Origin of the sequence: Lysinibacillus sp. HST-98 (assembly GCF_016757845.1) — a bacterium.
Lineage (GTDB): Bacteria > Bacillota > Bacilli > Bacillales_A > Planococcaceae > Lysinibacillus > Lysinibacillus capsici.
The window spans coordinates 854088-880627 of record NZ_JAENHX010000001.1 but is presented as its reverse complement, the minus strand read 5'-3'; the positions used below and the strand labels follow the sequence as shown (position 1 = coordinate 880627).

The 26540-nt window shown below is 38.8% G+C and carries 23 protein-coding genes, 1 riboswitch and 1 other annotated feature; of the genes, 20 read left to right on the top strand and 3 right to left on the bottom strand.

Annotated features, from left to right (window positions below):
• Positions 1-90: 90 nt before the first annotated feature.
• Positions 91-882: an alpha/beta fold hydrolase gene (locus tag JIN86_RS04410; protein ID WP_004226375.1), complete on the top strand. Its 792-nt coding sequence runs from the start codon at positions 91-93 to the stop codon at positions 880-882.
• Between the two features lie 24 nt (positions 883-906).
• Positions 907-1884, top strand: a complete 978-nt coding sequence (locus JIN86_RS04405; protein ID WP_004226379.1) for a sensor domain-containing diguanylate cyclase — start codon at positions 907-909, stop codon at positions 1882-1884.
• A gap of 7 nt (positions 1885-1891) precedes the next feature.
• Here JIN86_RS04405 and JIN86_RS04400 read toward each other — a convergent pair whose 3' ends face one another.
• On the bottom strand, positions 1892-2287 hold the full coding sequence (locus tag JIN86_RS04400; protein ID WP_202341320.1) for a (deoxy)nucleoside triphosphate pyrophosphohydrolase: 396 nt from the start codon (positions 2285-2287) through the stop codon (positions 1892-1894).
• Between the two features lie 172 nt (positions 2288-2459).
• Between JIN86_RS04400 and JIN86_RS04395 the strand changes: the two genes are divergently transcribed.
• The 3 genes from JIN86_RS04395 (at position 2460) to pheT (ending at position 7082) form a co-directional block, all read left to right on the top strand.
• Positions 2460-3224 (top strand): TrmH family RNA methyltransferase, encoded by a 765-nt coding sequence (locus JIN86_RS04395; RefSeq protein ID WP_009373879.1) that lies wholly within the window; start codon positions 2460-2462, stop codon positions 3222-3224.
• Positions 3225-3614: 390 nt separating this feature from the next.
• Entirely contained in the window at positions 3615-4652 is a 1038-nt protein-coding gene (pheS, locus tag JIN86_RS04390) for a phenylalanine--tRNA ligase subunit alpha (protein WP_004226385.1), read from the top strand.
• A 12-nt stretch (positions 4653-4664) separates the two neighbouring features.
• Positions 4665-7082, top strand: coding sequence for a phenylalanine--tRNA ligase subunit beta (gene pheT / locus JIN86_RS04385; RefSeq protein WP_202341319.1), 2418 nt, complete (start codon positions 4665-4667; stop codon positions 7080-7082).
• A 244-nt stretch (positions 7083-7326) separates the two neighbouring features.
• Here pheT and rnhC read toward each other — a convergent pair whose 3' ends face one another.
• Positions 7327-8250: a ribonuclease HIII gene (gene rnhC / locus JIN86_RS04380; RefSeq protein WP_004226390.1), complete on the bottom strand. Its 924-nt coding sequence runs from the start codon at positions 8248-8250 to the stop codon at positions 7327-7329.
• 135 nt (positions 8251-8385) lie between these two features.
• Between rnhC and zapA the strand changes: the two genes are divergently transcribed.
• From zapA to JIN86_RS04310, 14 genes are all read left to right on the top strand, one after another.
• Positions 8386-8646: a cell division protein ZapA gene (gene zapA / locus JIN86_RS04375; RefSeq protein WP_004226393.1), complete on the top strand. Its 261-nt coding sequence runs from the start codon at positions 8386-8388 to the stop codon at positions 8644-8646.
• 5 nt (positions 8647-8651) lie between these two features.
• Positions 8652-9191, top strand: a complete 540-nt coding sequence (locus JIN86_RS04370; RefSeq protein ID WP_004226395.1) for a CvpA family protein — start codon at positions 8652-8654, stop codon at positions 9189-9191.
• 58 nt (positions 9192-9249) lie between these two features.
• On the top strand, positions 9250-10959 hold the full coding sequence (gene polX / locus JIN86_RS04365; protein WP_004226402.1) for a DNA polymerase/3'-5' exonuclease PolX: 1710 nt from the start codon (positions 9250-9252) through the stop codon (positions 10957-10959).
• An 18-nt stretch (positions 10960-10977) separates the two neighbouring features.
• The gene (locus JIN86_RS04360) at positions 10978-13344 is read left to right on the top strand and encodes an endonuclease MutS2 (protein ID WP_202341318.1); all 2367 of its coding nucleotides are present in this window, start codon (positions 10978-10980) and stop codon (positions 13342-13344) included.
• A 22-nt stretch (positions 13345-13366) separates the two neighbouring features.
• Positions 13367-13780 carry a DUF350 domain-containing protein gene (locus JIN86_RS04355; RefSeq protein ID WP_008179180.1) on the top strand — a complete coding sequence of 138 codons (414 nt, stop codon included), beginning with the start codon at positions 13367-13369 and terminating at the stop codon, positions 13778-13780.
• A gap of 447 nt (positions 13781-14227) precedes the next feature.
• Positions 14228-15922, top strand: a complete 1695-nt coding sequence (locus tag JIN86_RS04350) for an AMP-binding protein (protein WP_004226408.1) — start codon at positions 14228-14230, stop codon at positions 15920-15922.
• Positions 15923-16061: 139 nt separating this feature from the next.
• Positions 16062-16643 (top strand): fatty acid metabolism transcriptional regulator FadR, encoded by a 582-nt coding sequence (locus JIN86_RS04345; protein ID WP_004226411.1) that lies wholly within the window; start codon positions 16062-16064, stop codon positions 16641-16643.
• Between the two features lie 14 nt (positions 16644-16657).
• Entirely contained in the window at positions 16658-17431 is a 774-nt protein-coding gene (locus JIN86_RS04340; protein WP_004226413.1) for an enoyl-CoA hydratase, read from the top strand.
• 114 nt (positions 17432-17545) lie between these two features.
• Positions 17546-18319 (top strand): electron transfer flavoprotein subunit beta/FixA family protein, encoded by a 774-nt coding sequence (locus JIN86_RS04335; protein WP_004226415.1) that lies wholly within the window; start codon positions 17546-17548, stop codon positions 18317-18319.
• A gap of 47 nt (positions 18320-18366) precedes the next feature.
• Positions 18367-19344, top strand: a complete 978-nt coding sequence (locus JIN86_RS04330; protein ID WP_202341317.1) for an electron transfer flavoprotein subunit alpha/FixB family protein — start codon at positions 18367-18369, stop codon at positions 19342-19344.
• 139 nt (positions 19345-19483) lie between these two features.
• Positions 19484-19717 (top strand) — a binding site (T-box leader).
• A 28-nt stretch (positions 19718-19745) separates the two neighbouring features.
• Positions 19746-21125: an amino acid permease gene (locus tag JIN86_RS04325; protein ID WP_004226418.1), complete on the top strand. Its 1380-nt coding sequence runs from the start codon at positions 19746-19748 to the stop codon at positions 21123-21125.
• A 121-nt stretch (positions 21126-21246) separates the two neighbouring features.
• The gene (gene trxA / locus JIN86_RS04320) at positions 21247-21558 is read left to right on the top strand and encodes a thioredoxin (RefSeq protein ID WP_004226420.1); all 312 of its coding nucleotides are present in this window, start codon (positions 21247-21249) and stop codon (positions 21556-21558) included.
• Positions 21559-21681: 123 nt separating this feature from the next.
• Positions 21682-23472 carry an excinuclease ABC subunit UvrC gene (uvrC, locus tag JIN86_RS04315; RefSeq protein ID WP_004226422.1) on the top strand — a complete coding sequence of 597 codons (1791 nt, stop codon included), beginning with the start codon at positions 21682-21684 and terminating at the stop codon, positions 23470-23472.
• Between the two features lie 107 nt (positions 23473-23579).
• Positions 23580-23757: riboswitch (Lysine riboswitch) on the top strand.
• A gap of 134 nt (positions 23758-23891) precedes the next feature.
• Complete coding sequence (locus JIN86_RS04310) at positions 23892-25118, top strand: aspartate kinase (RefSeq protein WP_202341316.1); 1227 nt, start codon at positions 23892-23894, stop codon at positions 25116-25118.
• 98 nt (positions 25119-25216) lie between these two features.
• On the opposite strand, the gene JIN86_RS04305 is transcribed toward JIN86_RS04310, so the two are convergent.
• Entirely contained in the window at positions 25217-25651 is a 435-nt protein-coding gene (locus tag JIN86_RS04305) for a YslB family protein (RefSeq protein ID WP_004226426.1), read from the bottom strand.
• Positions 25652-25923: 272 nt separating this feature from the next.
• Between JIN86_RS04305 and JIN86_RS04300 the strand changes: the two genes are divergently transcribed.
• Complete coding sequence (locus JIN86_RS04300) at positions 25924-26532, top strand: succinate dehydrogenase cytochrome b558 subunit (RefSeq protein WP_004226428.1); 609 nt, start codon at positions 25924-25926, stop codon at positions 26530-26532.
• The last annotated feature ends 8 nt before the right edge of the window (positions 26533-26540 follow it).

Genomic DNA, 26540 nt, shown 5'->3' with positions numbered 1-26540 from the left:
CCTTTTTGATTTTCACGTTTTAGCTTGATAAATACTGTTTAAGGGGTCACAATAAAACTATTACATATATTTCTAAAAGGATTGATTGGAATGGAAAATATTGTTGTTCGTAATAATGTAACAATACTCGGACAAGGGGACCAACCGCTTATTTTTGCACATGGATTTGGCTGTGATCAAAATATGTGGCGTTTCATTACGCCTGCATTTATGGACAAATATAAGATTATATTATTCGATTATGTAGGCTCAGGTAACTCAGATATAAATGCCTATTCATCAGAGAAATATCAATCGTTACAGGGCTATGTACAAGATTTATTGGACATTATTGAAACGCTATCATTACAAAATAGTATTTTTGTCGGGCATTCCATTAGTGCCATGATAGGACTGCTCGCATCTATCCAGCACCCTGACTATTTTAAGAAATTGATTATGATTGGTCCTTCTCCCTGTTATTTAAATGATGATGGTTATCGAGGGGGTTTTGAGCGAAGTGATATAGCGGAGTTATTAGACATGATGGAAATGAACTTTACAGGTTGGGCTAGCTATATGGCACCAATTGCAATGAGTAATCCTGAACAGCCAGCATTAACACAGGAACTGAAGAAAACCTTTATAGCAGCAGACCCTATCATTGCAAAAGAATTTGCTGAGGTCACATTTTTATCTGATCATCGTTGTGAATTATCAAAGGTCTCCGTTCCTTCGTTAATTATCCAATGCTCGGAAGATAGTATTGTGCCAATTGGTGTTGGAGATTATTTGCATCAGCATCTCAAAAATAGTACGTTACAATTAATGGAAGCAAAAGGTCACTATCCACATATTAGTCACCCAAATGAAACGATACAATGTATTGCAGATTTTTTGTAGGGAAAAATGAAAGGATTATCAACAATGGAAAAACGACTCAACAATGCTCCATGTGGATTTCTTTCCATCACACATGAAGGGCTTATTTCAGAAATCAATCAAACCCTGCTAGATTGGATCGGCTATGAGCAAGAGGAATTATTGCATATGCATCTAGAAATTCTTCTATCTACGCCCAATAAGATGATTTTTCACTCTTATTTTTATCCTATGATTAATCTAGAGGGACAAGTAGAGGAATTATTCATTCATCTCAAACAGAAGGACGGGATGTCGGTTCCGTTTTTAATGAATGCTAAATTGTACAAAGAGGATTTGGTAGAGCGAATTGATTGCATTTTAGTAAAGATGAAAAAGCGCATAGATTATGAACAAGAATTACGATCAGCCAAAAAACTACTTGAGGCTGCCTATCAAGAAAAGGATCGTGCATTAGCTAATTTGGAGCAAATTCATGTAGAAATAGAACATCAGCAGGCGAAATTATTGGACATGAATGCTGCTTTAGTAGAATTATCAATGACTGATAAATTGACTGGCTTGAAAAACAGGAGATTTTTCCAGGAACAACTCGAACAACATTTTAATCGTTTTTATGAGACAGCAGAACCTTTTTCGTTATGCATTTTAGATATCGATCATTTCAAAAAGGTCAATGATACATATGGTCATCAAGTTGGAGATGATGTCCTCGTTCAATTGGCACAACTATTACAAATACAAGTACGTCTAGAAGATATCGTCGCTCGTTATGGTGGGGAGGAGTTTATGATCATCTTACCAGAGACCGAGATACCTGTGGCAAAAGAAATCGGTGAAAAAATTAGACACACTGTGGAGCAGGATGGTTGGCCAACAGGCAGTCTTACGATCAGTATGGGAATTGCCACAGTAACTTCAGAAGATACAGAGACGACATTGATAAAAAAAGCAGATAAAGCATTGTATGAATCGAAAGAGCATGGACGAAACAAAGTCACTCATTTTCATGAGATAAAGTGAATAGCCTTTACAATTCGGCCATTAATTTTTGAATAGAAGGAAGATCTGCTGGAGCAAATGGAAGGTCAAGCAATTGGTTGCGGGGAACCCATCTTGCTTCAGCATGTTCTAGAATTTGGGGTGTGCCTTTAATAACTGAAGCTTTGTATGTTTCTAAATGAACGAAAAATTGTTCGTATTCATGGAGTGTTACAGCCACTTGTTTCCCTACTTGAATCGTACAGTTAAATTCCTCAAGAATTTCTCGAGAAAGTGCCTGTTTTGGTGTTTCACCTTGCTCTATTTTACCGCCAGGGAATTCCCAATAATTTGCTAATATCATTTGGGGATTCCTTAAAGCACAGAAAATTTCTTGTTGCTCATTTTCAATTATAGCCCCTACTACATGTATTGTTTTTTTCATTTATATACCTCACTTTGTGTCTTCGTTAGATATGTATGATTATAGCATGTTTAAGTTGTACGCCACTTGCCACCACAGGAAAATAACAGTTTTCTTACTTAGCTATGAAATTTGCTATTTCGTAGGGTATAATAGTGGTCAATATATAGGAAAAAGGCGGTAAGAGGTAGCGATGAAGAGAATTGAATCTACGCAAAATGCGTTAGTGAAATATTGGAAAAAGTTAGCGACAACAAGAAAAGAGCGTGAACGTTCGGGTGAATTCCTAGTAGAGGGCTTTCATCTTGTTGAAGAAGCATTAAAAAATAAAAACCAAGTATTACAAATTATAGTGCGTGAAGGTATCGATTTGCCAATGTTATGGCCAATCGATGATATAGCTATTGTAGAGGTATCGACTGCGGTAGCGAAGGAATTTGCGGAGACAGAAACTTCCCAAGGTGTTTTTGCTGTATGTAAACAGCCCGTCTTAGTGGATAATGTGATGACTACTTGGCGAAAAGTGTTATTAATTGATGCTGTCCAAGATCCTGGTAACATTGGAACAATGATTCGTACAGCAGATGCTGCAGGTTTAGATGCTGTAATTTTAGGAAAAGGCTGTGCCGATCTTTATAATCCTAAAACACTACGTGCTGCTCAAGGTTCCCATTTCCATATTCCGGTAGTGCGTGGAGATTTAGCAGAATGGATAGATATATTACAGGATCAAGGTGTACCGGTATTTGGTACTGCATTAGATGAGGAAGCGGTGCCGTATAGTGATATTCAGCATACGGGTGCATTTGCGATTATTATGGGGAATGAAGGAAGTGGCATTCAGCCTCAGTTATTAGCGATGACAGATCAAAATATGATCATTCCTCTTTTTGGACAGGCTGAATCATTAAACGTCGCAGTAGCAACAGGTATTGTTTTATATGGCTTTGCCAAGTAATTAATTGCTCATTGTGGGATTGAGGCAGTTGTCTCTTGATTTGCTACAGTCCATTATTGTATAATTTATTCTAAAATGTAGGTTTAAATAATAAATGCTTTGACCGGGAAGTAGTAAAGATTGTGAATGGACGACAGGGAGCGTAGGCCAGAGATTGAGAGCCAACGCCGTTTCAATGCGGTTTTGAATTCAGCCTGCGAGCAGCTACCGGGACCAGTGTCATGCTGTAAAGGTAAGCCGGCTTTATCAAGTCGTTATGTCAATGAAGTGATTGTAAGGCTTTGCTTTGCAATAACTAGGGTGGTACCGCGAAAATGTCCTCGTCCCTTTTTAGGGGCGAGTTTTTTTATGTCTAAAAAGCAGGCATTTATTTTCTGAGGAGGGTTTAACATGGAAGAGCAATTAAAACAATTAGAGCAAGAAGCACTTGCTAAAATTGAAGCAGCTGCAAATTTAAAAGAATTGAATGAAGTACGTGTTGCGTATTTAGGGAAAAAAGGACCTATTACTGATTTACTAAAAGGGATGGGGAAATTATCAGCTGAAGAACGTCCGAAAATGGGTGCTTTAGTGAATAATGTCCGTGAAAATGTAACGGCAGTATTAGAAACAAAGATTACCGTGTTGGAAGAGGCAGCCATTGCTGAAAAATTAGCGAGTGAGTCGATTGATGTCACTTTACCAGGTCGTGAAATTAAAGTGGGGAACCGTCACCCTTTAACACGTGTCATTGAAGAAATTGAAGACTTATTTATAGGAATGGGCTATGAAATTGCTGAAGGTCCAGAAGTGGAGAAGGATTACTATAACTTTGAAGCACTAAATTTACCAAAAGGACATCCAGCTCGTGATATGCAAGATTCGTTCTATATTTCCGAGGAAATATTATTACGTACCCATACTTCACCAGTACAGGCTCGTACGATGGAAGCCAAAAAAGGTGAATCGATTCGCATAATTTGTCCTGGTAAAGTATTCCGACGTGATAATGATGATGCAACACATTCACATCAGTTTATGCAAATTGAAGGTTTAGTCATTGGCGAAAATATTCGCATGAGTGACCTAAAAGGAACATTAGATACGTTAGCGAAAAAAATGTTTGGTGCTGACCGCGAAATTCGACTACGTCCGAGCTTCTTCCCATTTACTGAGCCATCAGTAGAGATGGATATCTCTTGTTTCAAATGTGGTGGAGCAGGCTGTAACGTATGTAAGGGCACTGGCTGGATTGAGATTCTAGGAGCTGGTATGGTGCATCCAAACGTATTAGAAATGGCTGGCTATGATCCAAAGAAAGTTTCAGGATTTGCATTTGGTATTGGTGCAGAACGTATTGCAATGTTGAAATATGGTGTTGACGATATTCGTCATTTCTATACAAGTGACACTCGCTTCTTATCACAATTTGAGCGAACAGAAGCGTAAGGGGGATAAAACATGTTAGTATCATTAGAATGGTTAAAAAATTATATCAATACGCAGGACTTAGCACCTGAGCTATTAGCAGAAAAAATTACACGCTCTGGGATCGAAGTAGATGCAGTAATTGATCGTGCTAATGCTATGGATAAAGTTGTAGTTGGTTATGTAGTTTCTAAGGAGAAACATCCAGAGGCTGATAAGTTAAATATTTGCCAAGTTGACGTTGGCGAAGCAGAGCCTCAACAAATAATTTGTGGTGCTCCGAATGTTGATGCTGGTCAAAAAGTCATTGTTGCTCGTCCAGGTGCACATTTACCAGGTGGCATTAAAATCAAAAAAGCAAAACTTCGCGGTCATGAATCGAACGGAATGATTTGTTCCTTACAAGAGCTTGGAATCGAAGGAAAGCTTGTTCCTAAGGCGTATTCAGAAGGTATCTTTGTCCTACCAGCAGATGCAGAAGTAGGCACAGATGCACTGGCTATATTGGGCCTACGTGATACAGTGTTGGAACTAGGACTAACACCAAACCGCTCAGATGCCCTTTCAATGCTAGGTGTAGCGTATGAAGTAGGTGCCATTCTTTCAGAGGAAATTAAATATCCAGAAATTTCCTATCAAACTGCTAGTGAAAAAGCACAGGATTACCTGAAGCTTCATGTAGAAGATTTACAAGCAAATCCTATGTATGTAGCAAAAGTTGTGAAAAACGTAAAAATCGGTGAATCACCAATGTGGCTACAAAATCGTCTAATGGCTGCGGGAGTACGTCCTCACAATAATGTCGTAGATGTAACGAACTATGTATTAATGGAATATGGTCAACCTCTACATGCTTTTGACTATGATAGTCTAGCAACGGGTGAAATCGTTGTTCGTAAAGCAATAGAAGGTGAAAAAATTACAACATTAGATGACCAAGAACGTACATTAAAAGCTTCAGATTTAGTCATTACAAATGGCAAAGAGCCAGTAGCCATTGCTGGTGTAATGGGTGGTGCTAATTCAGAGGTAACAGATTCAACTACGACTGTTGTCATTGAGTCAGCCTATTTTGATGGTTTAACAGTGCGTCAAACGTCTCGTCATCTTGGCCTACGTTCAGATGCATCGGCTCGTTTCGAAAAAGGGGTAGATCCAAATCGTGTCTTACCAGCTGCTGAACGTGCTGCCGCTCTACTTGCTGAATTAGCAGGAGGCGAAGTATTAGAAGGTACATGTTTAGTAGATGAGTTGGATAAAACACCAGCGCGAGTAGTCGTTTCCCCAGATTTTATTAATGAACGTTTAGGTATGAAGATTGCATTAGAAGATATGCTTTCTATTTTAGAGCGTTTAAAATTTGGTGTAGAGGCAGCAAATGGTTTATTAATTATTGATGCACCCACACGTCGCCAAGATATTAAAATTGAAGAGGATATCGTGGAGGAAATTGCTCGTCTTTATGGTTATGATGAAATCCCAATGACATTACCAGAGGGTGCAACACAAGTAGGTAATTTATCACCTTATCAAGCAAATCGTCGTGTTGTTCGTCATTACATGGAAGGGGCTGGCCTATATCAAGCGGTAACTTATTCGTTAACGTCGGATGCATTGTCGCAACGTTTTGCTTTGAAAGCTGAGCCGGTAACTCGCTTGCTTATGCCAATGAGTGAGGAGCGTTCTACATTACGTCAAAGCCTTATTCCACATTTAATCGAAGCAGCTGCATATAATGTTGCACGTCAAGCTGACGGCGTGGCTTTATATGAAATTGGTTCCGTGTTCCTTGGTCAATCAGATGAGGGGCAACCTTATGAGGAAGAGCATGTGGCAGCAGTACTAACTGGCAAATGGCTAGACCATGCTTGGCAAGGTGAGAAAAAAGCTGTAGATTTCTTTGTGCTAAAAGGTATCGTCGAAGGTGTCATTGGCAAACTTGGCTTAGCAAATCGCATGACATTTGTGAAATCACAAGTGGATGGCTTACATCCAGGTCGTACGGCTAGCATTTTATTAGATGGCAAGCAAGTCGGCATTATCGGTGGACTTCACCCAGCAGAGCAAAAAGCATGGGGTGTAAAAGACACGTATGTAATGGAGATGAATTTAGTGGCGCTATTAAATGCAACAGCACAAGAAGCACCACTTGCCTACACACCAGTGCCTCGTTTCCCAGCTATGTCTCGTGATATCGCTCTTATTATGGACCGTACAACAACAGCGGGCGAAGTAATGGAAGCTATTGATGCAGCGGGTGTGAAACTATTAAAAGATATCCGCGTATTCGATGTTTACGAAGGGGAGAAAATGGAACCAGGTAAAAAATCGGTTGCCTTCTCTCTCACATACTTTGATCCAGAACGTACTTTAACAGACGAAGAGGTAGTGGCCGCACATAACAAAGTGTTAAAAGCGATTGCTACGATTGCAGGCACAGAAGTACGTTAATATATGAAAAAAAGACTGTCTTACGAGGCAGTCTTTTTTGTTTGAGAAGGGTGAAAATGATGATCTAAAAGGTGAAGAATCGGCTCAAAAGAAAGTGTGGAGTGATCCAAAAAGTGAGGCAAGCGCTCAAAAAGGTGCCTGAAGCGCTACCCCCAGGGAGGAAACCGCTCCAAAAAGATTCCTAATGCGCCTCACGCTCCTCAGAAACCCCAAAAAAGCATTTTTAAGCAACCAATAGTGCGATTTACTTCATCTTCCGTGCTTTATCAGTATTGGCGAAATGCCATTTTGTGATGGAGCGTAGAAATTCTTCGCCTTGATTACGCCAGATTCGGGCTGCTTGCACATCTACTTTGTTAGAGGCACCCTTCAGTAATGTAAGCCCTGTAATGTCACTCAAACGGTCCATTTCCTTTAAAAAGGCAGCACGAGCTAAAATAGATGCTGTAGCCACAGCTACATGTAATTGTTCTGCTTTAGTAGAAAAGTAGACATTTTCTTGTACAAGTTCACGTTCATTTTTTAAATAATTGTAATAGACACCACGTTCAGCAAATTGGTCGATTAAAATAAATTCAGGTTTTTCAGGTGCCATTTTTGATAGCGTGTTTTGTAGTGCCTTGTTATGCATCATGGCTTTCATTTTACCTTGGGAATAGCCTTTTCCTTGTAAGTTGTTATATTTCTCGTTACGTAAGACGAGAACACTATGGACACAGGCTGCACGCAAATCAGGTGCAATTTTCCTCATATAGTCATCTGTTAGCATTTTTGAATCTTTTACACCAAGCTCATTCATGAGTTCGATTTTGGAAGTAGGCACATACACTGCTGCTACTGTGATTGGACCAAAATAATCACCTGTGCCTGTTTCGTCTGAGCCTAAGACAGACATGGTTGCGAAATTGTTAGGCAGTACATCCCCTTTTGCCCCAATAGTGGAGACTGGAGTAGCAGTTTTTTCAACAGTTCCCCAACGTGCTGCCTCGCGTTCAGCACCGCCCCCCTGGAACATTAATTTTCCTGATTTATACATAGTTATGGCTGTATCTGGTAGTTTTGCAGCAAATATGACACCAGGAGCCTTTCGTTCTATAAAGTGCGTTGCATAGTAAGCCATCACCTCTTTTTGAATATTTGTTGAAATGGAAAGCACAATATTTGCCATTTAATCGTTCCTTTCTGTCCTCGTTGTTCACAATTTTATACCTTTCATGGTATGATAATAAATAGCTTTTTTGTGTGATGGTGCTCACAAGCCTCTAAAATCGTGTGTGCATCGAATTTATAGGAGGGTGCGACTATGGAAAAACAAGAAAAGAATAAAATTTCTGTTGAAATATATGGTCATGCATATAAAATGGTCGGCTCTGAATCCATTGGCCATATGCGACTTGTTGCTTCGATTGTTGATGACCGTATGCGCGAGATGAACGTACATAATCCCTCACTTGATAGCACAAAACTTGCTGTTCTGACAGCAGTAAATACAGTTCATGATTATTTACTATTAAAAGAACGAATGGAGCAATTAGAAGAAGAATTGAAAAAGTTAAAGGGTTGAAGAGAATGTTAGATTTAATCATATTAGTGGTACTGTTAGCTGGTATAGGCGTCGGTGCAAAACGAGGTTTTATTGTACAGATGATGCATATTGTCAGCTTTGTAGTAGCCCTAATTGTTGCGTATATTTATTATAAGCCATTAGCACAAAAATTTGTATTTTGGGTTCCGTATCCAGGTGTCACTGACACAGGTAGCCTTGGCGTTGTCATTGATAGTCTAGATTTAGACCGCACCTTTTATCGGGTAATTGCCTTTGCTGTTATTTTCTTTGCAGTAAAAATAACGTTGCAAATCGTGGCATCGATATTTGACTTTATCGCGTATTTGCCTGTGCTAAATACAGTGAATCGTTGGCTTGGGGCGTTACTTGGCATGATTGAAAACTATTTAATTATGTTTATTTTGCTATATGTGTGCGCTTTATTACCAGTAGATGCCATACAAAATTTAATGTCGAAGTCATTGTTAAGTGGTCTTATGTTGGAGCATACACCAATTATTACAAAGATGTTCCAAAACTGGTGGTATATTTATATGCAATAGTAACTGTGCACTTCTCTCTGTCTTGAGGGAAGTGTTTTTACGATAGGAGGAATTACCAATGAATAAAAAAACAATTATTCGCACACTCGAAAAAATTGCTTTATATATGGAACTACAGGGAGAAAATCCATTCAAGGTATCAGCCTTTCGAAAGGCTGCGGCAGCACTAGAGGGGGACGAACGTTCATTAAGCGAAATGGATGATGTAACAAAACTCAAAGGTATTGGCAAGGGTACTGCGGCTGTAATAGAGGACTTAATGTTAACAGGTGAATCGAGTTTGTTAAAGGAGTTAGAAGAGGTTGTACCTAAAGGGTTACTGCCATTGCTAAAATTACCTGGCTTGGGAGGAAAAAAAATTGCGAAACTTCACCAAGAGCTGGGTATTGACTCTGCCGAAAGCTTAAAGGCAGCTTGTGAAGCTGGGAAAGTACGTGAATTAGCTGGATTTGCTGTGAAATCTGAGGAGAAAATTTTAAAGGAGCTAGCCAATTTAGCAAATCGTTCAGAACGACTACCAATTTGGCAGCTTGAGCCTGTGGTTTTACAAATTGAGGCGCTTCTAGGTAGTATGAAGGAAGTAGACCGGTTTTCAGTTGCTGGCAGTTTCCGTCGAGCGTTAGAAACTAGCAAAGATATTGATTTTATTGTTGTGACAGAAGCAGTTGAGGAAGTACGTGAAAACTTGTTAAATAGCTTGGCCATTCAAGAAGTCGTGGCGGCAGGGGATACAAAAATTTCGGTGATTTTAGACTTAGATGAACCAGTTAGCGTTGATTTCCGTTTAGTGAAAGATAATGAATATGCGACTGCGTTGCATCATTTCACAGGTTCAAAAGATCATAATGTTCGTATGCGGCAAATTGCCAAAGCCCGTGGTGAAAAAATAAGTGAATATGGAGTGGAACAGGAAGATGGTACCGTTTTAACGTTCCAAGACGAGGCAGCATTCTTCGCTCATTTTGATCTACCTTGGATTCCACCGAGCTTACGGACAGGAACAGCAGAATTTGACAAAACAAACCTAATTCAAAACTTAGTTCGACTAGAGGATATTAAAGCTGATTTGCATATGCATACAACATGGTCAGATGGTGCATACTCTGTTGCAGAAATGGGCGAGGCGTTACTAGCACGGGGCTATCAATATAGCGTTATTACAGACCATTCGCAATTCCTAAAAGTAGCAAATGGATTAACACCGGAGCGTTTAGAAAAGCAGCGTGGAGAAATTGAGGCGTTTAATACAGCACATCCAGATTTTCATTTTTTTAAAGGGACGGAGATGGATATTTTACCAGACGGCTCCCTTGATTTCGAAGATCAGGTGTTAAAAGAGCTCGATTTTGTTATTGCTTCCATTCATTCTAGTTTTACACAATCACAAGATAAAATTATGGCACGTTTACTAACAGCTATGCAAAATCCCTATGTTCATATGATTGCCCATCCGACTGGTCGAATTATTGAAGATCGCGATGGTTATAATCCTGATATGAAACAGTTAATTGCCTGGGCAAAGGAATATGGTAAAATTTTAGAGTTAAATGCAAATCCGTATCGTCTCGATTTATGTGTAGAACATTTAGAAATGGCATGCGCTGCAGGTGTACCAGTAGCCATCAATACAGATGCGCATGATATTGCACATTTACGTTTTATGGATATTGGGGTTCGCTATGCAAATAGAGCATGGTTACCGAAAGATATGATTGTGAATACATGGACGCGTGAACAGTTTGAAGCGTTCATACAACGAAATAAATAGGCTGAGGAGGTGTTCTCAGTGATTGCTGAACGCGCATTGAAAACACTAGAATACGATAAAGTTAGGCAACAAGTGGCTTCCTATTGTACTTCCTCCATTGGTAAATCTGCCATTGAGGAGCTTGTGCCACAAACTGATTTTGCTAAAGTAGTACAATTATTAGAAGAAATGGATGAGGGACTATCCATTTTGCGTGTGAAGGGCAATGTACCTATGGGAGGAATTTTCGATGTCCGTCCCTCTGCCAGACGTGCTCAAATAGGAGGCATGTTAGCAGCAGTAGAACTAATGGAAATTTCGAGCACGATTCGAGCAAGCCGAATTTTACGCAATTTTATTGAAGATTTAGAAGCCGATGAAGTGATTGATATTCCCCATTTCATCTCCAAAAAGGAAGCAATGCCTGTCTTAACAGGATTGCAGCATGAGATCAATAACTGTATTGACGACAATGGTGCTGTCTTAGATTCTGCTAGTCAAACATTGCGCTCTATTCGCCAATCTTTGCGTGCTGAAGAAGGGAAAGTCCGCTCTAAGCTGGAAAGTTTAATTCGGGGAAGTAATGCGGCGAAAATGCTTTCTGATACACTTGTGACAATTCGTAATGATCGATTTGTTATTCCCGTAAAGCAAGAATATCGTCACCATTATGGTGGGATTGTTCATGATCAATCTTCTTCTGGTCAAACCTTATTTATTGAGCCAGATTCTGTTGTCCAAGCAAACAATGAAATTCATCGCTTGAAAATGAAAGAGCAGGCAGAAATTGAACGTATTTTACTAGCATTAAGTGCAATGGTGCAAGAAGTAGCATCAGATTTATTTAATTTAGTGAAGGTATTAGGCGATATCGATGTCATTTTAGCAAAGGGCAAATATGGCCAAGCCAATAAATGTACAATGCCGAAAATGAATCAGGATGGCTATATCCGACTAATACGTGCGCGTCATCCACTGCTACCAATAGATTCAGCTATTCCTAATGATATTGAATTTGGTAAAGACATTACAGCTATTGTCATTACAGGTCCAAATACAGGTGGTAAAACGGTGACATTAAAAACGGTTGGTCTGTGTACATTAATGGCGCAAGCGGGATTACCAGTACCAGCATTAGATGGCTCAGAACTTGCTGTATTTGAGCAATTATTTGCCGATATTGGTGATGAGCAATCAATTGAGCAATCACTTTCTACGTTCTCGTCCCATATGGTCAATATTGTAGACATCCTACAAAAATTTGATCACGAATCACTTGTTCTTTTTGATGAGTTAGGGGCAGGTACTGACCCACAGGAAGGGGCGGCTTTAGCCATCTCAATCTTAGACGAAGTACATGGACGCGGTGCTCGTGTAATGGCTACAACTCACTATCCTGAACTAAAAGCTTATGGCTATAATCGACCAGGTGTAGCCAATGCCAGTGTAGAGTTTGATATTGAAACTTTGAGCCCGACCTACCGTCTACTTATCGGTGTACCTGGACGATCAAATGCATTTGAAATCTCCAGTCGTCTTGGTTTACCTGAATCCATTATTGATCGTGCTAAAGGCTTTACTGGAACCGATCGACATGAGGTTGAATCGATGATTGCCTCATTGGAAGAAACACGTCGCCAATCCGAAGATGATGCAGAGCGTTCGCATGCATTACTATTAGAATCAGAGACATTACGTAAAGAGCTTCAAGATAAATTGCAAGCCTATGAGGAGCGCAAAGAAGCGCTTGATAAGAAGGCAAAGGAAAAGGCGCGCAAAATTGTTGATGAAGCGAAACGTGAAGCAGAAGCGATTATTGCAGAGCTGCGAGAAATGCGTAAAAATGCTGATCAAGTTGTCAAGGAGCATGAATTGATTGAAGCACGTAAACGCTTGGAAGAAGCAACACCACTTGAAGACAATAAAGTACTAAAAAAGGCGGCACAAGTAAAAGCTCGTGCACAAAACTTAGTTGTCGGAGACGAGGTAAAGGTGTTAAGCTATGGTCAACGAGGTACTTTGTTAGAAAAGGTGTCGAATACCGAATGGGTTGTCCAAATGGGGATTTTAAAAATGAAAATCTCAGATAGTGATTTGGAGTATATTAAACCTGAAAAAGAGCCTGTATTACGAACAGCTGGTGTGAAAAATCGAAATAGTCATGTGAAATTAGAATTAGATTTACGTGGTGAACGCTATGAGGATGCAATCTTAAGAACAGAGAAATATATTGATGATGCATTACTCTCTAATTATGGTCGTGTGTCCATTATTCATGGAGTTGGTACAGGGGCTTTACGTCAAGGTATTCAAAGCTATTTGAAAAAGCATAAGCGCGTAAAATCCTTCCGTTTTGGTGAAGCCGGTGAGGGGGGCTTAGGCGTCACAGTTGTTGAATTGAAATAAGCTATAAAGGGGACGGAGAAAAATGCTGAATTCTGGCTTTTGGCGATATCCAATTATCGAAACGGCAGGATATTTTAGTGTTGTAGTATTATGTTTAGTCGTCTCGATGGCATTGTTCGAAGTCGTTACGAAATATAAAAATTGGGAAGAAATTAAAAAAGGTAATGTCGCTGTGGCTCTTGCAACAGGTGGGAAAATACTAGGGATTTGTAATATCTTCCGCTTTTCCATTGCACGTCATAGCACGTTAAGTGAAATGATCGGTTGGGGCCTTTTTGGCTTTACATTATTGATTGTAGCGTATTTTTTATTTGAATTTATGACACCTCGTTTTAACGTTGATCAAGAGATTGCCAATGATAATCGCTCAGTTGGTTTCATTTCCTTTACCATTTCAGTCGGTCTTTCGTTTGTAATTGGGGCAAGTATTGCATAGGAGTGTCATGACATGGAAAAATTAGCAAAAGTACTAATCGTTGTCTGTATTGCATTTTTGGCAGTAGGTGTCTACTATATGTTAACGATTTAAATAAAAAACGCACTCTCTTTGTGAGGGTGCGTTTTTTGTTAATTGTACATAGCATAAATTTCTACTACAACCTATTAATTTTCTTTCATATAACTCTATTAAAGGGTAGAAAAATTATTTTTATAATATAGGAATATGCTGATTATTTTTTTATGGAGTAACTCGAGAATGAACGAGCATTCATAAGGTGTGTTGAAATAAATCCCGATAAATACCAATCATATTAATGTTGTTAATTGCATAATAATTAATCGAAAATGCATTTATTTTCTATTTTCTGTTTGAAACTGTATTTCTTTTTCATTATAATAAATATAAGAATTGACAAAGTTTGGGACAAAGGGGAGAGGACGTATGACAGCAAAACCATGGCTAGCAAATTATCCTGAAGAAGTACCATCGTCTTTAACGTTTGAGGAAATTCCAGTGCAAGAGTTTTTGACACGTGCCTATAAAAAGAATCCATCCAAAGTAGCGATTCATTTTATGGGAAAGGATTTGACGTACACCGAGCTATATGAGTCAGCTTTAAGGTTCGCAAACTATTTACAAACACTAGGTGTGGAAAAAGGAGATCGAGTAGCGATTATGCTGCCTAACACGCCACAAAGTGTAATCGCTTACTATGGTGCCATGTATGCAGGTGCTGTTGTAGTACAAACAAATCCACTTTATACTGAACGAGAGCTTCAATACCAAATGGCTGATTCAGGAGCAAAGGTTATTCTCGTAATGGATATTTTATATCCAAGAGTCATGAAAATTATGAAAGAGACGTCACTTGAAAATGTCATTGTAACAGCTATTAAGGACTATTTACCATTCCCAAAAAATTTAGTCTATCCATTTATTCAAAAGAAGCAGTATGGCTTTAGTGTCAAGGTTGAACATAGCGGTCAAAATCACCTATTTTCAGAAATAATGCGTTCTGCACCGATTAAGGTGATTGACAATATTCCATTTGATTTTGAAGAGGACCTAGCATTGCTTCAATATACGGGTGGGACAACAGGCTTCCCAAAAGGTGTAATGTTGACCCATAAAAATTTGATTGCCAATACGACAATGTGTGATGCTTGGATGTATAAATGTGTGCATGGTGAAGAAACCATTATGGGCATTCTACCATTCTTCCACGTCTATGGCATGACAACTGTTATGCTCTTATCTGTATTTACTCAAAATAGAATGGTGCTTTTACCGAAGTTTGATGCAGAAACGGCATTAAAAACGATTGATAAACAAAAACCAACCCTGTTCCCCGGCGCACCAACCTTATACATTGGCCTTTTAAATCACCCAGACATTTCGAATTATGATTTATCATCCATTAAGGCATGCCTAAGTGGCTCAGCTTCATTGCCAATTGAAGTGCAAGAGAAGTTTGAAGCCGTTACTGGTGGAAAGCTAGTAGAAGGATATGGGTTAACTGAAACCTCACCTGTAACACATGCTACGCCAATTTGGGGTAAGCGAGTGATTGGCTCAATTGGTTTACCTTGGCCAAATACAGAAGCGGTTATTTTACGTACAGGTGATACAGAAGAGCTACCTATCGGTGAAGTTGGTGAAATTGCTGTTAAAGGACCACAAGTAATGAAGGGCTACTGGAACCGTCCCGAGGATACAGCTGCGACATTTGCTGACGGTTGGTTTTTAACAGGTGATCTTGGTTATATGGATGAGCAAGGCTTCTTCTATGTGGTAGATCGTAAAAAAGATTTAATAATAGCAGGCGGCTTTAATATTTATCCACGTGAAGTAGAAGAAGTGTTATATGAACGCGAAGAGATCCAAGAGTGCGTAGTGGCAGGAATACCTGATCCGTATCGTGGTGAAACAGTTAAAGCTTATATTGTGTTAAAAGAAGGATATTCGATTACTGAGGACGAATTAAATAAATATTGCCGTCAGCATCTAGCGGCTTTTAAAGTTCCGCGTTATTATGAATTTAGAGAAGAGCTGCCAAAAACAGCTGTAGGAAAAATTTTACGCCGTACGTTAGTTGAAGAAGAAAAAACAAAATTAGCGAATAAAGAAGCGAAATAAATACGTGTGAAAGTATTGACAAGCAATGCTGTAAAATATAATATGAAAATATGAATGAATGACCATTCATATTTTCATATTTTTTTTAGGTTTACACGTCCTATCGACGTGTGCATGTTTTTTAGGTGGTGATATAAAAGTGAAACGAGATAAGCCAAAATATAAACAAATTATTGATGCAGCTGTCATCGTTATTGCGGAAAATGGGTATCACCAAGCGCAAGTATCGAAAATCGCCAAACAGGCAGGGGTGGCCGATGGAACAATCTATTTATATTTTAAAAATAAAGAAGATATATTAATTTCTGTCTTTAATGAAAAAATGGCTGTTTTTGTAGAGTCATTACAAGATATAATAGAAAATGGGAGTACGTCTAAAGACAAACTTTCACGAATGATTGAAAATCATTTTAATGTTCTAACGACAGATCGATACCTAGCAACTGTCACACAATTAGAGCTTCGCCAGTCAAACAAAGACTTACGATTAAAAATTAATTCAGTATTGCGCGAGTATTTACAGCTACTTGATCAAATTTTAATCGAGGGTATGCTTACAGGTGAGTTCAATCAGACGATGGATGTACGCTTGGCTCGACAAATGGTTTTTGGAACAATTGATGAAACTATTACGTCGTGGGTTATGAATGACTATCGATATGATTTGATGGAACAGGTTCCAAAGGTTCAGGCGTTAATCCTGAACGGCATTAAAGCTTAAAAGGATGTGGAGAAATGGAATTTCTAAGTTGGAAAGTAGAAGATGGAGTAGCGATTATTACAATTGCACGTCCACCAGCAAATGCATTATCTCGTGGTATTATTGCAGAAGTTAACGCTGTGCTAGATGCTGTAGAACACGATGATGCTGTAAGAGTCCTTGTACTTCATGGTGAAGGCCGTTTCTTCTCTGCAGGGGCAGACATTAAAGAATTTATTGGGGTAGAATCTGGTGAGGAATTTACAAAGCTAGCTAGCAACGGGCAGCAGGTTTTTGAGCGTGTTGAGTCGTTTTCTAAGCCTGTAATTGCAGCCATCCATGGTGCGGCATTAGGCGGAGGGCTTGAGTTAGCAATGAGCTGTCATATGCGATTTGTCACTGAATCAGCAAAATTAGGTTTACCTGAATTACAATTAGGGCTTATTCCTGGTTTTGGTGGTACACAGCGATTACCACGCTATGTTGGAGTAGCAAAGGCGGCTGAAATGATGTTTACAAGTGAACCAATCTCTGGTAACGAAGCTGTTCAGTGGGGCTTAGCAAATCGTTCATTCTCAGACGAAGCATTGCTAGAAGAGACGTTAAAGATTGCTAAGAGCATTGCTAAGAAAAGCCCAATTGCTTTAAAAGCAGCTATTCAAACATTGCAATATGCAAAGCATGCATCCTTCTATGAAGGCATTGAAGCAGAGGCTAAATCCTTTGGGACAGTGTTTGTCACAGAAGATGCCAAAGAAGGAATTCAAGCATTCATTGAAAAGCGTGAGCCTGTGTTTACTGGCAAATAATTTTCCAAATGTCGATAGCAACGTTCAGTATGTTATCGGCGTTATCGAAACTGAAAATATATAATATTTATAAGTTTACTTAGAATTATAAAACGTTCCAGGAGGTATGGATATATGAACATTTTTGCATTAATTAAACGTACGTTTGATACAGAAGAAAAAATCGTTGTGTCGGGTGGTAAAATCCAAGAGGACGGCGCAGAATTCATTATCAACCCTTATGATGAATATGCCATTGAAGAGGCAATCCAAGTTCGCGATGCTGCTGGTGGTAAAGTAACAGTGGTGACAATTGGTGGCGAGGATGCAGAGAAGCAATTACGTACAGCACTTGCTATGGGAGCAGACGAAGCAGTGCTTATTAATACAGAAGATGATCTAGATGAGCTGGACCAACATGCAGCAGCTTATCTACTAGCAGAATACTTAAAAGATAAAGATGCAGATTTAATTTTAACAGGAAATGTTGCGATTGATGGTGGTTCAGGGCAAGTTGGTCCACGTGTTGCTGATTTATTGGATATGAATTATGTAACTACGATTACAAAACTTGAAATTGACGGAACATCTGCGAAAATTGTTCGCGATATCGAAGGGGATTCAGAGGTAATTGAAACTTCTTTACCGTTATTAGTAACTGCTCAGCAAGGTTTAAATGAGCCTCGTTACCCATCTCTACCAGGTATTATGAAAGCGAAAAAGAAACCGCTTGCAGAGCTTGAGTTAGATGATTTAGATATCGATGAAGATGATGTAGAAGTGAAGATTGAAACAGTAGACATCTTCTTACCAGCTCAAAAAGCAGCAGGCCGTATTTTAGAAGGCGACCTTTCTGCACAAGCAAAAGAACTGGTAAATCTACTTCACACGGAAGCAAAAGTTGTTTAATTATTTGATGTCAATCGAATCTTAAAGGGTAACGGAGGGAATATGCTATGTCAAAAAAAGTATTAGTATTAAGTGAAGTTCGTGAAGGAAGCTTACGTAATGTTTCTTTCGAAGCAATTGCAGCTGCAAAACAAATCGCTGATGGTGGCGAAGTTGTTGGGGTACTTTTAGGGGATGCTGTAGCAGGTTTAACAGGTCCATTATTTGAATATGGTGCTGATCGGGTAGTAACAGTGGAACACCCACATTTAAAACAATATACATCTGATGGCTATAGTCAAGCGCTATTAGCTGTTATCGAGCAAGAACAACCAGCAGGTATTGTCTTTGGTCATACAGCAAATGGGAAGGATTTATCGCCAAAAATTGCAAGCAAATTACAAGCAGGTCTAGTATCTGATGTCACTGCTATTGAAGGTGCAGGCGATGATGTGGTATTCATCCGACCAATTTACTCTGGTAAAGCCTTTGAAAAAGTAAAAGTTAAAGAAGGCGTTGTCTTAGCTTCTATTCGTCCAAATAACATTACACCTTTAGAAAAAACAGAAGGTAAAACAGGTGATGTGTCTGCAATCTCTGTAGAAATTACAAATCTGCGCACAATTATTAAAGAAGTTGTTCGTAAATCTTCAGAAGGTGTAGATCTTTCAGAAGCGAAAGTAGTTGTTGCTGGTGGTCGTGGCGTGAAGTCAGAAGAAGGCTTCGAGCCATTAAAAGAGCTAGCTGATTTACTAGGCGGTGCAGTAGGTGCTTCACGTGGTGCATGTGACGCTGAATACTGTGATTACTCGCTTCAAATCGGACAAACAGGTAAGGTTGTCACACCAGATCTTTATATTGCAGCAGGTATTTCAGGCGCAATTCAGCATTTAGCTGGAATGTCCAATTCAAAAGTCATTGTTGCTATCAATAAAGATCCTGAAGCAAATATTTTCAAAGTAGCGGATTATGGTATCGTAGGAGATTTATTTGAAGTTATTCCGCTTCTAATTGAAGAATTTAAAGCATTAAAAGTGAACGCGTAATACAGATGCAGGAAGGGATAACCCTTCCTGCTTTTTTATATTGTTTTCCATTTCAAAAAATACTATTTGAAAATTATTGCAAAATAAAATATTGACATAATTAACGATAGACATTATAGTGATGGATACATTAATGATTTGAAACGCAAAGATTAGGAGTAGTAAAAGCTCGTTATTCGGTGAAGAGAGCTGCGGGTTGGTGCAACGCAGACCAATAAGACTTTGAACTTGCCTAGGAGTGGTAACACAAATAGAATTATTGGATTATTCTATTTGTTTGACGGTTAACCTTCGTTACAAGGTTTTTTAAGCTGGGTTCTCAAGAGCCAATTAGAGTGGTACCGCGGTTTGCTGATAGCATGTCGTCTCTTCTTTCATTTGATGATGAAGGAATAGACGATATGCTTTTTGATTTTTTAGGAGGTAAGAAAGTGGAAAAAAACAAGCAACAATTAACAAGAACAATGACCTCGCGTCATATTACGATGATGGCATTAGGTGGAGCCATTGGAGCGGGATTATTTAAAGGAAGTAGTGCAGCCATTGATATGGCAGGACCATCAGTGCTGATTGCGTATTTAATCGGCGGCATTATTTTATTATTTGTTATGCAAGGCTTAGCAGAAATGGCCGTGCGTAATAAAGAAGCAAGAACCTTTAGAGATTTAGTGCAGTCCGTGTTAGGCAAATATCCTGCTTATTTCCTAGATTGGATCTACTGGAAAATGTGGGTTTTAAATATTGCAGCAGAGTCTGTCGTGGCTGCTATCTTTATTCAATATTGGCTACCAGAATATCCAATTTGGATACTGGCACTATCTGTTTCTGTGTTAGTAACAGCGATTAATTTATTATCCGTAAAAATCTTTGCAGAAACAGAATATTGGCTAGCATTAATCAAAATTACTGTTATTATTGTCTTTATCATTGCAGGACTTATTTTATTGCTTGTGACGTTTGGAAATCATAGTGCTGTTGGTTTTGCTAACTTAACGGAGCATGGTGGGTTCTTCCCAAATGGTTCAACCGGATTAATTGCTGCCATGCTTGTAGTGATCTACTCTTATGGTGGGACAGAAATCATTGGGATTACATTAGCTGAAACGAAAAATCCTGAAAAAGTAGTACCAAAAGCTGTTCGCAGTACATTAGTGCGTATTGTTACTTTTTATTTACTGCCGTTCTTTATTATCGTAAGCTTAATTCCTTGGAATGAAGTAAATGGGGTTCCTGAAAGCCCATTTGTCATGGTTTTTAAAATGGTTGGTATTCCAGGGGCAGACCATATTATGAACGCTGTTGTGTTACTTGCCATTATTTCATCAATGAATTCAGGACTGTATGGTTCATCACGCGTACTATATAACCAGGCTGTAGATGGACGTGTGCCTAAAATCTTTGCTTATTTATCGAAACGAAAAGTACCAGTATATGCTATTTTAATGTGTACTTTAGCGATGTATTTAGGGGTCATTTTATCTTTATATGCGGGAAGCAAAACATTTGATTTTCTAATGGGATCACTTGGTTATACTGTGTTATTTATTTGGTTAATTATTGCGATTGCACATTTAAAATCACGTAAAAAACAAGCAGAACACACAAGTGCCTATGAAGTTAAATGGTTCCCTTATACTACTTGGGTAGCTATACTGGCGTTAAGTGCGATTCTAATCGGGATTATTTTTACCACATCTATAATCGTGACAGGCATTACGTTAGCTATTTACCTTTTTATTACGTTAACCTATGTATTGAAAGGTCGTTATCAAGCCAACTAATGACTGTGTATTGATTGTTCGACAGAGATTTGCATAAAAAATACATTGTAGGCAGATTGTTCGCTCAAGTGAATTTATCCATGCTATACTACAATCATAGTAAGCTTAAGGAGGATTTCAAATGGCAATTGTACATGCAACAGATGCTACGTTCCAGGATGATATTAAAGAAGGGTTAGTACTAGTAGACTTTTGGGCTGCTTGGTGCGGACCATGTAAAATGATTGGGCCAGTTCTTGAAGAAATGGACGCAGCAGGTAGTGCGGCTAAAATTGTAAAAGTTGACGTTGACAATAATCAAGGTACTGCAGCTCAGTATCAAATTATGTCAATCCCATCTTTACTATTATTTAAAGATGGAGAATTAGTTGACAAAACAGTAGGCTTCCAACCAAAAGAAGCTTTAGAAGCATTTATCGCAAAACATGCGTAATGAATGAAGTTCACAAAGCCGAACCATCAATTGATGTGTTCGGCTTTTTTTCGTTATATAATAAAGAAAATAACTAACATTATTCTAATGAGGGGAATTTTTACTTAGGGGGGCAGGTAGGTAATGAACGATTTAATAAAGCGGAAACTGGATATTTTACCAGATCAACCTGGCTGCTATTTGATGAAGGATCGACAAGGGACTATCATTTATGTCGGTAAAGCAAAAGTTCTGAAAAACCGTGTACGATCATATTTTACTGGAACACATGAAGGGAAAACGCAAAGGCTTGTAGGTGAAATAGAAGATTTTGAGTATATTGTGACGTCATCAAATATTGAAGCACTTATTTTAGAGCTGAATCTCATCAAATTACATGATCCAAAATATAATGTCATGTTAACGGATGATAAGACCTATCCATATTTAAAAATTACGAATGAAAAACATCCTCGTCTGATTACGACAAGGAAGGTAAAAAAGGATAAGGCTAAATATTTTGGCCCTTATCCGAATGCCTATGCAGCAAGTGAAACGAAAAAGCTATTGGATCGATTGTATCCGCTGCGCAAATGTGTTCAATTACCTTCCAAGGCTTGCTTGTACTATCACATGGGTCAATGCTTAGCACCTTGTGTGAAGGAAATTGATGGTCAGGTTTATCAAGAAATGATTGAGGATATGACGAAGTTTTTAAATGGTGGTGTGGAGACAGTCAAAAAAGAGCTTGAAGTTAAAATGCTAGCAGCTGCAGAAAACCTAGAATTTGAACGAGCGAAGGAATTCCGAGACCAAATTGCCCATATTGATACGGTTATGCAGAAACAAAAAATAGTTTCAAGTGATACAACAAATCGAGATGTTTTTGGCTATGCTGTTGAAAAAGGATGGATGTGTGTTCAGGTTTTCTTTGTGCGCCAAGGAAAGCTGATTGAGCGTGATGTCTCAATTTTCCCGATCTATCAAGATGCAGAGGAAGAATTTTTAACATTTGTTGGGCGCTTTTATGAAAAGCCAGAGCATATTAAGCCAAAAGAAATTTTTATTCCACAAGCCATTGATGCAGCTATCTTAACAGAATTATTAGAAATTAAAGTGCTCACACCGAAAAGAGGTCAAAAGAAGGAATTGGTTGAATTAGCTACCAAAAATGCTGAAATTGCTGTGGCAGCTAAATTCCAGCTAATAGAGCGTCAGGAAGAACGTACGATTGGTGCTTGTGAGGCACTTGGTGAAGCAATGGGTATTAGTGCACCTTTACGAATTGAAGCTTTTGATAATAGTCATATGCATGGAACGGATGCAGTGTCTGCTATGGTTGTTTTCATTGATGGGAAGCCTGCGAAAAAGGAGTACCGAAAATATAAAACGCGTACAGCAGCCAAACATGATGATTACGGTGCAATGCAGGAGGTTATACGTCGTCGCTATATTCGTGTTTTAAAGGAAGGTCTACCATTACCAGATTTAGTCTTAATTGATGGTGGTAAGGGACAAATGGAAGTAGCCCGTGAAGTACTAGAAGATGAGCTTGGTCTTGTTATACCGATTGCTGGTTTAGCCAAAGATGATAAGCATAATACATCTCAGCTATTGTTTGGTGATCCACCAGAAGTGATTAGCTTAAAACGTACAAGTGATGGCTTTTATTTATTACAACGAATTCAAGACGAAGTCCATCGCTTTGCTATTACCTTCTTGCGTCAACAGCATGAGAAACATGCCATTCAATCTGTATTAGATCAAATTGAAGGGGTAGGACCAAAACGAAAGCAACAGCTGCTTAAACATTTCGGTTCAGTCAAAAAAATTCGAGAGGCGAGCGAGCTAGCATTACAGGAGGCTGGGATGCCCGCTAATTTAGCAAGCCAAATTTTTAGCTATTTTCAGCAACAATCATTGTCAAAGGAATAGGCATGTGCTATGGTTATAAATAACATTGTTTTCAATGTTATGGAGAGCCAACTGTGTGACTAGTTTGTTTACGCTAAGGCTTAATGAATTGAATACATTCACTTTAAAGTGATGATAGAGGTGCAAGATTCAAGAGTAACACGATGGAGGATGGACAAGTCCAGAGATATTGTGTGAAAGGGGAGCTTGCCGAAGTACAGTATTGTTGTTCCTATGTTGTACTGGTTTTGCATTTAAGAAATGTAAGACTGTCGATTCTAAACGTTTCGGAGAGCTATCACACATGCGCAAGTTACGATTATTGTACATGTTATAGGCAGCTTTCACGTTATGTGGAGGCTGCCTTTTAGTTTTCTAGAAACGGTTTTACCCCCCTGTAATTTGGTAAAATACATGAAATGGAAGGGAGAACGAAAGAAATGGCTAAAATCGTGATGAAGTTTGGGGGAGCTGCATTAGCTTCTACTGAACAAATCCAAGAGGCTGCTAGGAAAGCGATTGCTGAAAAGGACAAAGGATTGGATGTAGTAGTGGTCGTTGCAGCAATGGGACACACTGCGAAAGAGATGAAATTGATGGTACACCAACTAACTGACGATGTGTCGAAAAGAGAATTAGATGCAGTGTTGTCAACTGGCTCTCAATTATCAAGTGCTTTATTTGCCATCGCCTTGCAGGAAGCAGGCTATGAGGCGGTGTCTCTAACTGGATGGCAAGCTGGTATACATACGGATGGTATGTATCGGCATGCTCGTATCGACTATATAGATATTAATCGAATGGAAGAACACTTTGCACAGGGACAAATTGTGGTTATTGCTGGAGAACAAGGGATTGACGAAGAGCACAATATCACCATGCTTGGGAAAGGTGGAGCTGAAACAGCTGCTGTTGCACTTGCCATAGCATTGGAAGCGGAGAGAGTAGATATGTATACAAATGTGGATGGTGTTTATACAGCAGATCCACGGTATGTTACAAATGCCCAAAAGCTACAGGAAATTTCCTATGATGAAATGTTGGAGTTATCGAATTTAGGGTCTCATATCATACATCCTCGTGCGGTGGAGTTAGCGAAAAAATTTCAAATGCCTGTTATTATACGCTCCAGTTTAATAGAATCAGTAGGCACTTTATTGAAGGAGGAAGTGGAAATGGAAAAAAATTTAGTCGTTCGTGGTGTTGCATTTGAATCAGATATTATTCGTTTAACAGTAGGGTATGATGCTTTTTCGAATGCTTCATTAGCAGATATATTTACGGTGCTTGCAGAGAACCGTATTAATGTTGATATTATTGTCCAAGCCATTATTGATGGGTTGAAGCCAACTGTATCGTTTTCCATTTTAAAAGAGGAATTTGCGGAAGCATTACGTGTTTTAGAGGATAGTAAATTATCACTCGGATTTAGTTTTGCCGACTTCGAAATTGGACTAGCAAAAGTTTCTATTATTGGTTCAGGCATGGCTTCCAATCCAGGCGTTGCCGCTCGTATGTTTGATCGGTTACGTCGTGAAAATATCCCTGTAAAAATGGTTAGTACTTCTGAAATAAAACTGTCCGTTGTTGTACCACAGGATGATATGATCCAAGCAGCTAATGCTCTCCATGATGAATTTAATTTAGAGCAAGCACTTTACATATAATAATAGAAGAAACAGCATTTTATGTAATTGACCGAAATAAAAGGAAGAAAAAAGAAGGATTGTCATCCCATTCTTTAATGGGAGACAATCCTTTTTAATTATTCTGAGGGAATGGTATTCATAATACGTTCTTTAACGTCCCATTTGACTGTAAACATGACGTATTGTTGCTTTTCCCGTTTTTCACTATAGCATTCTGTCAGGTAGCCTTTAGCTAGTTGAATTTGCTCTGCTATAAATCCTGCTTCAAGTTTAAAGCTACGCTGCTTTATTTGCAGAATTTCAGGGTCATTTGTCAACTGGAAAATACGTCCATCTTTTGATTCCTTTATGAGTTCTAATGTACCCCAGCAGGCATCTGCGAAAAATGCGATAAGTTCATCTTGACTTTTACATGGGAACTTGCGAGCAAGCTCTTTACCTGCCCAATAAAGGACATCATCTTCATGTTTACCGAGTATAGAAGATAGAATATGATCACGAATGATCTCATAGCCAAATGATGAGATTGTAGGAGATGGAGTGTTTAACATTGTTATCCTTCTTTCTTAGAATTTTCTTAAAATTTAACGGTAATAAAGTAATGATAGATTTTTCGAGAAAAAACGACGCATCATGTACTAGATTAGTTCTTTAATAAGCTCTATGAAAAACTCCGAGTTGCCTTGACGCTCGTAGCTCTTGAGAGTACAATAAACATGTCATAATATTGTACCATGATGAAATACACAGTCAATGAAGTATCATTTACAAAATGATGACTTCTTTTGTTGTGCTATTTTAAGTACTAAGGGGGGTAACAGTCTTGTCGAAAGATCGAGAGTTTTTATGGCGTCGCTTACATTCTCTACTTGGGATCATTCCAGTAGGTCTGTTTTTAACGATGCACCTGTTCATTAACTTTACAGCAACAGGCGGGGCAGAAAGTTACAATGATGCTACCGCAGTAATGGAAAAGATTCCATTCCTTATCCTAGTTGAATGGATTGTCATCTATATTCCATTAATGTTCCACGCATTCTATGGTGTCTACATTGCATTCACTGCTACACCAAACACAGGACGTTTCAGCACATACCGTAACTGGATGTTCTCTTTACAACGTTTTACGGGTGTATTCTTAGTGATATTCATTGCATGGCATATTTTCCAAACTCGTATTCAAAAAGCACTTGGCACACACGTTGATTACGACATGATGGCGAATATTGTTGCTAATCCATTCATGCTTGGATTCTACATTGTTGGTATTTTATCAGCAACTTTCCACTTATCTAACGGTTTATGGGCATTCCTAGTAAGCTGGGGTATTACACAATCTCCTCAGTCTCAAAAGATCGCTACTTACGTAACAAACATTCTTTTCGTAATTCTAAGTGTAGTTGGTGTGGCTGCTATTTTAGCTTTTGTATAATTCCATAG